Source organism: Micrococcus sp. HSID17227, assembly GCF_003989405.1.
Classification (GTDB): Bacteria; Actinomycetota; Actinomycetes; order Actinomycetales; family Micrococcaceae; genus Micrococcus; species Micrococcus luteus.
In genome coordinates, this window is the sequence record NZ_RBLN01000053.1 from 1 (window position 1) to 10,523 (window position 10,523).

Below are 10,523 nucleotides of genomic sequence, written 5' to 3' on the forward strand. Positions count from 1 at the left end.
TCGAGGTCGCGGCGACGGATGAGCACGTCGGCGAGCACCACGATCGCCACGAAGAAGGCGCCCGCCCCGAGGATGAGCAGCAGCAGGGACCGGCCGAGTCCGGCCAGCTCCCCGGTGATCGTCGCGTTCCCGGCGGCCAGCGCCCGCGCGGTCTGCACCTGCGAGGAGCGAGGGTCGGGGTCGATCACGGCCAGGGCCGAGTCCTGCATGGCGCGGGTGCCGGCGGTGTCCGGGGCCAGGACACGGACCTGCTGGACCACGAGGGAGGCCGGCGCGGCGGGCACGGCAATCGCGTAGTCCGCGAGGTCCTCGAACGGGGTGAGCGCCTCGAACGCGCCCACCACGGCCCACTGGCGTCCGTCTCCGGACTCGAGCGCTCCGGAGGGCTGGGCCAGGCCCAGCTCGGCCAGCTTCGCCTCGGGCACCACCACCTCCCCGGGGCCCGGCAGGCGGCCGCGCGTGAGCTCGACGCCGCGGTCGACGGTGCCCACCACGTGGGTCACCGCCACGCGAGTCCCGCCCGCACCGATCGCGGCGTTCACCGTGTCCACGGGCATGTCGCGGGCCAGGGCGGCCTCGGCGGAGTCGAGACCGGCGAGGGTGGCGACGGTGGCGCCGGTGAGGAAGCCGGTGCCACCCGAGTCCGTCACGGTGAGCACGCGCGCCGCGGGCCCGGAGAGCTCCGCGGCGACGGCGGCCTCCGTGGCCGCCTGACGGCCCACCGTGGCGACGGCCGCGAAGCACATGGCGGCCACCACCAACAGCACGAGGGCGGAGGGCACGGGCGCGGTGCGGGCGGCGGTGAGGGCCTCGCGCAGCAGGGTCCTCAGGTTCACGGGCGGGCCTCCGGGTTCACAGTCGCACCACCTCGTCCGCACGGGCGACGACGGCCGGGTCGTGCGTGGCCACCACCACGGTGCGCCCCTCCCCCGCGGCCTCGGCCAGCGCGTCGAGCACGAGGGAGGCGTTGTCCGGGTCGAGGTTGCCCGTGGGCTCGTCGGCCAGCACCACCGCAGGGGTGTTCACGAGTGCCCGGCAGACCGCCACGCGCTGGGCCTGCCCGCCTGAGACCTGGCCCGGCCGGTGCTCGGCCCGGTGCCCGAGGCCGAACCGCTCCAGCAGGATCCTGGCCCGGCCTTCGAGCTCGCGACGGGACAGGCCGGCGTAGAGGCCGGGCTCCACCACCGAGTCCAGGATGGGCCGGGACGGGTCCAGCTCGGCGTCCTGGAACACGAACCCCACGGACGTGGCCCGCAGCCGCGCCCGGCGCCGGTCCGGGAGGGCGGAGGCGTCGACGTCGCCCAGGCGCACCACGCCCGCCGAGGGCGTGAGCATAAGCCCCAGCACGTACAGCAGCGTGGACTTGCCGCGCCCGGACGGGCCGGTGAGCGCGGTGACGGCGCCAGGGGTGAAGCGGTGGGTCAGGCCGTCGAACAGCTCCTCCGCGCCGCGCGTGTACGCGAAGCGCAGGTCCGCCACGGAGAGCTCCGCGTTCACGGGGCGCCGTTCAGCACGCGCACGGTCTCCCCGGCGTCCACGCCGTCCACCACGGCCAGTCCGTCCGCGGAGCCGCGGACGATGACGGTGCGCTCCTCCTGGACGCCGTCGCGAACCACGGTGACCCTCGCGGCGCCGTCAGGCTGGGTGCGCAGCGCGGACACGGGGACCACGGGCCCGGTGACGGGCGGGACCACGTTGACCTTCGAGAGCAGGGAGGTGGAGGCCTCGGCGGGCAGGGAGTCGCAGTCCGCGCCGCACACCGCGCCGCCGTCGGGGGCGGTCAGGGGGATGCGGATCAGCCCTTGGTCGTCCGCGGTGGACTCGCCGGCCACGGCTTCCCACTCGTGCTCGCCGTGGGGCACGGTCACCGCGGTGCCGGCCGGGATTATGGCGGCCTGGTCCTGGTTGACCTCGATGGCGAACGTGGGCTCGTCGCCGGGGCGGGCGACGATGGTCTCGCCTCCCGCGAGCGCGCCGCCGACGGCCGTGGCCTTCGCGTCCACGCTGAGCGCGGCGGGGAGTGATTCCAGCACCACGAGCTGGCCCAGCTCCACGGTGTCCGCGGCCGGGTAGTCGCGCTCGGTGAGCCAGCCGTTCCAGGCGACAGCGGTGGCCTCGTCCCAGGTGCCGGTGACCTCCACCTTCGCCCCCGTGGCGGCGAGCATGCGCTGGAACGCGGCGACATCGCTGCCGGTGGCGCCCTCGCCGAGCGCCCGCCACTGGGGCAGCTCGCCCTGCACGGTGATCACGGGCTGCTGCGCGACGGCGTACAGCACGTCCCCGGCGGCCACCTCACCGGACTCCCCGGCCCGGGTGACGACGCCGGACAGCGCGTTCACGGCGGCGGGCGCCTGCTCGCGCGTCACGGAGACGCCGAGGGTGATGACGCGGCCGAGCTCCTGCTCGGCGACGGTGACGAGAGCGTCCTCGGACGGACGCTGCTCGGCCTGGGCCGGAGGGGTGAGCGTGGCCCGGCCGGCCCAGAAGGCCAGGACGGCCACGATCAGGAGCACCCCGGCCAGCGTGGCCCAGCGGAGCGGCCGGGTCATCCGGAGGTGCCCCAGAAAACGTCCTGCGGGGGCAGCTCCGGGCAGGTCTGGACGACCTGCGTCTGGCGCTCCTCGGGCACGCCTCTCATGGTCGCCTGCAAGGGCCACCAGTCATGGCGGCCTGGTGTGAAGAAGGCCGTCACGAAGGACTCCTTGGACGGCCGTGTGCTGGTGTCCACAGTGAACCCCTGCGCTTCGAGACAGGGGATAAGGTACTGGTCCCAGTAGTCATAGACAAGGCGAAGCTGCGGTTCGCTCCAATCCTGGGTATAGCTCGGGTCGACTGGGTGCTGGGCGATGCAGGTGTTCATCGCCAGCGCCCAGGCGCGAGCCTGCGCAGCCGGCGGCGTGGAGTATCGGAGACCGCCCGTCGGCGAGACCTCGACGGGGAATCCGTCTGCCCTCATGCACGAGGCGACCTTCTGATCTGATTCCAGGGGAGTCGTGGACCAGTCCTTCCGCTGGACCTGAAGGATCTCGGGAGTTCCCCCGCTCTCTGCCAGGCGGTCCATCTGTTCTCGGTAGGCCGCTTCCTTCTCCGGCTCCGTCGCCAGAACGGGTTCGATGACCTCGGTCGGTTTCCATGTGGCGGCATCCCACACCTTTGAGGGGGTACTGCCTGTCTCCGCGTGCGCCGACGCTCCTGCGTCCGCGCCGGAAGCACACCCCGCCAACAAGAGGGCCCCGACGAGTCCGACCATGGCACCAGCGAAACCGCTTGTCATTCGCCCCTCAGGCACAAGACACCCCAGCGCTCGCAGAGAAAATATCAGTAGGGGTAGTAGCAGTAGCCATTGCTACCCGAAAGAAGCAATGAGACCGAATCGGCCTTCCAGGTCTGGGTGCCTCGGAGACCAGGCTCCCAGTACCTCACGTAGTAGTTGGCTTTGGTACTCGACACTCCCCCAACCGACACCGTGAGGTAATCCCCGTACCGCTGCTGCTCGCCACGGACGCCGACATATCCACCTCCGGCACTGCAGTCCTGTCGCCCGGAGTCCGTCAATGCCTGTGCCGGCACTGCCCCAGAAACGGCCAACAATCCCGCGACGGCGATACCGGCCCCGACCTTTGTAACCCGCTGCTTCATACCCGTGACGATCCTCCTCAGGATTCAAGCTCAAATATGAGCCGCGTCACACACTAGGCGCTAAGGCCTCCCACGGCAAGGGATTCTTCCTGGCCTCCTCAGGCCGTCCCGATTCCCTTTGCGCTTGCTGCAGCCATCACCGGGCGTCGTCTCGTGAGGCCGCGCCGTCGTCGTCCTCCCCGCCCTTGAACTGGCTCATGTAGAGCCGGTGGTAGGCGCCCTTGGCCGCGAGCAGCTCGGCGTGGCTGCCCTGCTCCACGATGTCGCCGTGCTCCATCACGAGGATCACGTCGGCGTCGCGGATGGTGCTGAGGCGGTGGGCGATCACGAAGCTCGTGCGGTCCGAGCGCAGCGCCGCCATGGCGCCCTGGACCAGCACCTCGGTGCGGGTGTCCACGGAGGAGGTGGCCTCGTCCAGGATCAACAGGGAGGGCTGGGCCAGGAACGCGCGGGCGATGGTGATGAGCTGGCGCTCGCCCGCGGACACGTTGGAGGCGTCGTGCTCGATGACGGTGTCGTAGCCCTCGGGCAGGGTGTGCACGAAGCGGTCCACGTAGGTGGCCTTCGCCGCCGCGACGACCTCCTCGTCCGTGGCGTCGAGTCGGCCGTAGCGGATGTTCTCGCGGATGGTCCCGCCGAAGAGCACCGCGTCCTGGAGCACCATGCCGGTGGCGGCGCGCAGCTCGCTGCGGCTGACCGTGCGGGTGTCCACGCCGTCCAGCAGGATCCGCCCGCCGTCCACCTCGTAGAACCGCATGATCAGGTTGACCAGGGTGGTCTTGCCGGCGCCGGTCGGCCCGACGATCGCGACCGTCTGCCCCGGTTCCGCCACGAGGTTCAGGTCCGTGATGAGCGGCTTCTCCGGGGTGTAGGAGAAGCGCACGTGCTCGAACTCCACGCGACCGCGCAGCGGGCGCGGGAGGTGGGCGACGACGTCGGGCCCGGAGGCGGCGGAGGGCGCCGTTTCCCGAACGAAGGTGCCCTCGGAGGGCGCCGTTTCCCGAACGAAAGTGCGGGCGGGGGTGCGGGCGGGGGTGCCATCAGGGGTCTCCTCCGGCTCGTCGAGGAGCTCGAAGGTGCGCTCAGCCGACGCCACGCCGGAGATCAGCATGTTGGACATGCCGGCGATCTGCCCGAGCGGCTGGTTGAACTCGCGCGAGTACTGGATGAACGCGGTGACGGCGCCGAGGGTCATCTGCCCGTTGGCCACGCGCAGGCCGCCGACCACCGCGATGCCCACGTAGCCCAGCCAGTTCACCCACTGCATGATCGGCATGATCATCCCCGAGTAGAACTGCGCCGTGAACGCGGCCTCGTACAGCTCCTCGTTGCGCTCGTCGAAGCGCGCGGCCATGTCCCGCTGACGGCCGAACACGGTCACCAGCTCATGCCCCGTGAACGACTCCTCGATGTGCCCGTTGAGCCGGCCCGTCTCCCGCCACTGCGCGGAGAAGAGCGCCTGGGACTTCTTGCCGATCACGCCCACCACCACGCCGGCCACCGGCAGCGCGATCAGGGCGATGAGCGCCAGCTGCCAGGACAGCCAGAACATCATGCCGACGATGCCGATCACGGTCAGCGCCGAATACACGAGCGAGGCGAACGCCTGTTGGAGGGCCTGCTGGACGTTGTCCACGTCGTTGGTGGCGCGGGAGAGCAGGTCGCCGCGCTGCCCGCGGTCGAAGTAACTCAGCGGCAGCCGGTTGATCTTGGCCTCGATGTCCTCGCGCAGGCGGAAGACGATGCGCATGACGATGTCATTGAGCACGCGGCCCTGCAGCCACATGAACAGCTGGGCCACGAGGTACATGCCCAGCACGATCAGGATCAGCCGGCCCAGCTCGGTGAAGTCGATCCCCTCGCCCGGTGTGAACGCCATGCCGGAGAGCATCTCCGCGGCCTGGTCCTCGCCCTGGGCGCGCAGCCCGTCGATGACCTGCTCGCGGCTCAGCCCGCCGGGCATCTGCGCGGAGACCACGCCGCCGAAGATCACGTCCATCGCCCGGCCGAGCACGCGCGGCGCCCACACGTTGAACACCACGGCCACCAGCACCATGACGGCGACGACGGCCAGCCCCAGCTTCTCCGTGCGGAACAGGCTCATGAGCCGCTTCGCGGACGGCCAGAACGCCTTGGCCTTGCGGGCCGGCCCGCCGCCCCAGTTGTCGGTGGCGCCCTGCTCCTGGATCTCGAGGATCTCCTCGTCGGTCAGGTGCTCGCTCATGCCACGTCCTCCGCGGTCAGCTGGGAGTCCACGATCTCCCGGTAGGTCTGATTGTCCGCCAGCAGCTCGGCGTGGGTGCCGCGGCCGACCACGCGGCCCTCGTCCAGCACGATGATCTGGTCGGCGTCGGTGATGGTGGCCACCCGCTGGGCGACGACGATCCGGGTCACCCCGTCCTCCGCGCGGTCGAGCGCCGCCCGCAGCCGCGCGTCGGTGGTGACGTCCAGGGCGGAGAACGAGTCGTCGAACACGAGGATCCGCGGCTCGGCCACGAGGGCACGCGCGATGGACAGGCGCTGGCGCTGGCCGCCGGAGACGTCCGTGCCGCCCTGGGACAGGCGCGAGTCCAGACCGGAGGCCGCCGCCTCTGCCTTGCCGGTGGTGCGGGCGCGCACGAAGTCGGCGGCCTGGGCCGTCTCCAGGGCCGCCCAGATGCGCTCGTCCGAGGCGTCCGGGGCCCCGAACTGCATGTTCTCCCGCACGGTGCCCGAGAACAGGTACGGCTTCTGCGGCACGAGCGCCACGGCCTCCGTCAGCTCGGCCCGGGCCAGGTCGGTCACCGGCACGCCGTCCACGAGCACCTCGCCGGACGTCGCGTCGTACAAGCGCGGCAGCAGGCTGATCAGCGTGGACTTGCCGGAGCCGGTCGAGCCGATGATCGCCGTCGTGGTGCCGGGTGCGACGGCGAAGCTGACGTCGTCGAGCACCGGCGCCTCGGCGCCGGGGTACTGGAAGGTGACGTGGCGCAGCTCCACGGCGCCGTCGCGACGCGCGGGGCTCACCGGGCGGGCCGGCTCGCCGAGCGTGGGGACGGTGTCCAGGACCTCGCCGATGCGGCGCGCGGAGATCACGGCGCGCGGGAGCATCATCATCATGAAGGTGCCCATCATCACCGCCATGAGGATCTGCAGCAGGTACTGCATGAACGCGGTCAGCGCGCCGACCTGCACGAGCCCCGCGTCCACGCGCTGGCCGCCGAACCACAGGACGGCGGCGGTGGCCAGGTGCAGGATCATCGTGATGACCGGGCCGAGCAGCACGAACAGCCGACCGATCCGCACGGACGTCTCCGTCAGGGCGGCGTTGGCGTCCGTGAACCGGCGCGTCTCGTGGCGCTCGCGCACGAACGCGCGGACCACGCGGATGCCCTGGATCTGCTCGCGCAGCACGCCGTTGAGGGCGTCGATATTGTCCTGCATCTGCTGGAACAGCGGCATGAGACGCGCGACGATCCACGCCACGATCACCAGCAGCACCGGCACGGAGACCCACACCAGCCAGGACAGACCCGGGTCCTCGCGGATGGCCATGACGATGCCGCCGACCGCCATGATCGGCACGGCCACCATGAAGTTCAGGGCCATGAGGGTGAGCATCTGGACCTGGTTGACGTCGTTGGTGCCGCGCGTGATGAGGGTCGCGGCGCCGAAGCGGCCGAGCTCCTCCGCGGAGAACGCGTCCACGCGGGTGTAGACGGCACGGCGCAGGTCCCGGCCGACGCCCATCGAGACTTTCGCGCCGAACCACACGGCGGCGATCGCGGCGACCACCTGCACCAGCGCGACGCCGAGCATCACGAGGCCGATGTCCCAGATGCGGGCGGTGTCGCCGCGGGCCACGCCCTCATCGATGATGCGGGCGTTGAGGCTGGGCAGGTACAGCATGGCCAGCGTGCTGAGCAGCTGCAGCACGACGACGGCCGCGACGGCGCCGCGATAGCGCCGGCCGTGACGGCGGAGCAGGGTCCAGAGCATGGGGCTCCCAGGGAGTCGGGATGGGCGCGCGGCCGCGTGGGCTGCAGTGAGGTGGGCCGAAGGGGGCCGGGCTCATTGTGCCCCAGCCGCGGGAGGGCGCGGGCAGCAGCCGTCGTCGAGGGAGCGCCGGTCCCTCAGCCGGTGGGCGGGATCGTGCTCATCTCGGGCCCCTCGACGGTGAACCCGGCGCCGCACGTCGTCGTCGGACGCCCCGGGCGCACCCCGGACGACCGGCTGCCGAACCACCTGCTGGCGGACCCGCACGAGGACTGAGCGACGCCAGACGGGGGCGTGAGCCAGACGTTTCTGCTGCGGATCGGGCGTCAGAACCGCAGAAACGTCTGGCTCAGCGCCCGGGCCCCTCAGAGCAGGGGACGCAGCGGGACCAGGAGGACCTCGACCACGCGGGCGAGGCGGTGACGGTCCTTCCAGCGCGGGGTGTCGATCCGGACGGCCCGCTGGGCGTCGAGAGCGAAGATCTCCTCCATCCGGGCGGCGAAGTCGCGGTCCACGACCACCACGTTGGACTCGTAGTTGAAGCCCAGGGAGAGGCGGTCGACGTTGGCCGAGCCCACGGTGGACCAGATGCCGTCCACGGTGGCGGTCTTCGCGTGGATCATGCTGGCCCTGTACAGCAGGATCGTGATGCCGGCCTCGAGCATCTTCCCGAAGAAGCCGCGCGAGGCCCAGTCCGCCACGATGTGGTTGGAGTCCTCCGGCACCATCACCTGCACGTCCACCCCCCGCCGGGCCGCGTGCAGCAGCGCCTCGAGGACCTGCTGGTCCGGGATGAAGTACGGCGTGTTGATGAGGATGCGGTGCTGCGCCCGCTGGATGGCGTCGAGGTAGCTCAGCCGGATCGGGTAGACCAGCAGCGGCGGTTGGTTCGCGGCCACGGTGATGCGCGGGTCCCACGTGTCCGGGGGGCGCCAGGACATCTGCTCGCCCGCACGGTGGTGCGCGTTCCACTTGATGGAGATCGACTGGTCCAGCCCCCACACCGCCGGGCCGCGCTCGCGCACGTGAGTGTCCCGCCAAAAGCGGGCGTAGTCGTCGCCGATGTTGAAGCCGCCTGCGAAGCTGACCTCGTCGTCCACCACCATGATCTTCGAGTGGTTGAACCCGCTGTGTCGGACCACGCCTCGCCAGATCGGGCGGGCGAAGGCCGGCAGCCGGAACACGTGGATGCGCGGGTCCAGCTGACGGTAGAAGCGGGGCGGGACCACGAGGTTCCCGAACCCGTCATAGGAGACGTAGACCTCCACGCCGCGCGCGGCCGCCCGGTTGAAGGCGTCCATGAACCGCTGGCCCGTGGGGTCGCTCTTCCAGATGTAGGTCTCGAACTTGATGATCCGCTGCGCTCCGTCGATCGCGGCGATCATCTCCTTGTAGAGGTCCTCACCCGAGGTGAAGATGCGCAGCTCGGAGCCCTCCACGTGGGCGTCAAACACGCCGGGGTTCGGCGCGGGTCGGCGCACTCGGCCGCCGCGCTTGACCATGTCCACGCCGGTGAGCCCGGCGGCGACCGTCAGCGGCAGTCCCACGAGACCGACGCCCGCGGCCACGGCCGCTCCCCGGAGGAGACGACGGACCGGCAGGCGGGACAGGGACGGCAGGGACGGTCGACGCATTCGCTCAGTCTACTCAGGGCCCCGTCAGCGCGGATCGGTCGAGCGGCGCATCTCGGTCCAGGCCGCGCTCACCTCGGAGCGCATGCGCACGAGTTCGATCGCCGTCTCCTGCAGCCTCCGGGCGCTCTCGCTCTCGGGGATGTACTGCCGCACCCGCTGGGCCTGGTCCTCCGCGGAGACGTCCACCATGACGGCGATCGAGTGCGCCACCAGGCGGGACTCCGCCCCGGTGCGTCGGCTCGCGTAGACGCGCAGCGCCACATGCATGGACCGCTCCGTGGTGTTCACCAGGAGGGCCTCCACGCGCACGAGGTCGCCCACGTGGATGTTCCGCACGAAGCGCACACCGCCGCCGAACACCGCGACCACGGATTCATGTCCGGTCCAGCGGGCGGCGCAGACGGCGGCCGCCTCGTCCACCCAGCGCAGGATCGCGCCCGCGTTGATGGTGCCGCCCACGGTGGCCTCCGCGTTGGGGGCCAGGAACGCGAGGGTGCTCATCTCCTCGGGGGCCTCCCCGGGCGCGGGGAACGGCAGTCGGGCCATGCCGCGCTCGACGGCGCGGCGGGCCACGGTGGAGCGGCGGGCCTGTTCGTCGCGCTCGATCTGGCCGGGGGTCGAGGGCTCCCAGACCGGCACGGTCACGGGCACCCCGCCCTCCTCCGCGGCGTAGACCACGAGGGACGAGGTGGCGACCACGGGGTCGCCGTCGTCGTCGCGGATCTCCGGCAGCAGCAGGCGGGTCTGGACGTGCACCTCGGCGCCGTCCGTGTGGACCACGCGCGCCTGCACCACAGCGCGGCGGTCCACCGGCACGGGGTGCCGGAACTGGGTGTGCCCCACGTAGCGGGCACGCACGAACGTCCCGGCCCAACTCGCCGCGACGGCGTAGCCGGCCTTCTCGATCCAGGAGATGACGGTGCCGGCGTCCACCAGGCCGGTGGGATGATCGAAGCTGTCCGCCCGGAATTCGAGGGCGAGGGCTCCGGGGGGTCTCATGCCGTCGAACGTATCACCCGAGTCCGGGCCCTGTGCGGCCGGTCACGCCCCGTCCAGGAGTCTGCGGGGAACCTCCCGGCCGCGCCCCAGGCGGGTCCGCGCACGGGGGACAATGGACCCATGACCGCCTTCGACCGTCTCCCCCTGCCCGCGGAGCCCCAGACCCCCCACGACCGCCTGCGCCGCCGCACCGAGGCCGCCGTCGCCGAGCGCGGGGCGGCCGCCGTCGCCGGGCTGGCGGAGAGCGGACACGCGTCGGGTCGGGAAAGAGTGGCC

Annotated in this window: 9 protein-coding genes; 1 reads left to right on the top strand and 8 read right to left on the bottom strand. The window is 71.5% G+C overall.

Features of this window, described 5'->3' with window-relative positions; translation table 11 throughout:
* From D8M29_RS04725 to D8M29_RS04750, 6 genes are all read right to left on the bottom strand, one after another.
* On the bottom strand, nt 1-836 hold an 836-nt coding region (locus tag D8M29_RS04725; protein ID WP_127445820.1), incomplete at its 3' end, for a permease.
* Nucleotides 837-852: 16 nt separating this feature from the next.
* Nucleotides 853-1,497 (bottom strand): ABC transporter ATP-binding protein, encoded by a 645-nt coding sequence (locus tag D8M29_RS04730; RefSeq protein WP_010079956.1) that lies wholly within the window; start codon nt 1,495-1,497, stop codon nt 853-855.
* A complete protein-coding gene (locus D8M29_RS04735) occupies nt 1,494-2,549 on the bottom strand; it encodes a hypothetical protein (protein WP_036316191.1) in 1,056 nt (351 codons plus the stop codon). The genes D8M29_RS04730 and D8M29_RS04735 overlap by 4 nt, the downstream gene beginning before the upstream one ends.
* Nucleotides 2,546-3,151 (bottom strand): hypothetical protein, encoded by a 606-nt coding sequence (locus tag D8M29_RS04740; RefSeq protein ID WP_230594463.1) that lies wholly within the window; start codon nt 3,149-3,151, stop codon nt 2,546-2,548. The genes D8M29_RS04735 and D8M29_RS04740 overlap by 4 nt, the downstream gene beginning before the upstream one ends.
* 624 nt (nt 3,152-3,775) lie before the next feature.
* Nucleotides 3,776-5,863: an ABC transporter ATP-binding protein gene (locus D8M29_RS04745; protein WP_123244278.1), complete on the bottom strand. Its 2,088-nt coding sequence runs from the start codon at nt 5,861-5,863 to the stop codon at nt 3,776-3,778.
* The gene (locus D8M29_RS04750; RefSeq protein WP_095346804.1) at nt 5,860-7,617 is read right to left on the bottom strand and encodes an ABC transporter ATP-binding protein; all 1,758 of its coding nucleotides are present in this window, start codon (nt 7,615-7,617) and stop codon (nt 5,860-5,862) included. Before D8M29_RS04750 ends, D8M29_RS04745 begins: the two co-directional genes overlap by 4 nt.
* A gap of 141 nt (nt 7,618-7,758) precedes the next feature.
* On the opposite strand from D8M29_RS04750, the gene D8M29_RS14370 reads away from it, so the two are divergent.
* Nucleotides 7,759-7,890 carry a hypothetical protein gene (locus tag D8M29_RS14370; RefSeq protein ID WP_020628170.1) on the top strand — a complete coding sequence of 44 codons (132 nt, stop codon included), beginning with the start codon at nt 7,759-7,761 and terminating at the stop codon, nt 7,888-7,890.
* 89 nt (nt 7,891-7,979) lie between these two features.
* Here D8M29_RS14370 and D8M29_RS04755 read toward each other — a convergent pair whose 3' ends face one another.
* The gene (locus D8M29_RS04755; RefSeq protein WP_036339371.1) at nt 7,980-9,248 is read right to left on the bottom strand and encodes a phosphatidylserine/phosphatidylglycerophosphate/cardiolipin synthase family protein; all 1,269 of its coding nucleotides are present in this window, start codon (nt 9,246-9,248) and stop codon (nt 7,980-7,982) included.
* A 24-nt stretch (nt 9,249-9,272) separates the two neighbouring features.
* A complete protein-coding gene (locus tag D8M29_RS04760; RefSeq protein ID WP_095346802.1) occupies nt 9,273-10,247 on the bottom strand; it encodes an acyl-CoA thioesterase in 975 nt (324 codons plus the stop codon).
* Nucleotides 10,248-10,523 lie beyond the last annotated feature (276 nt).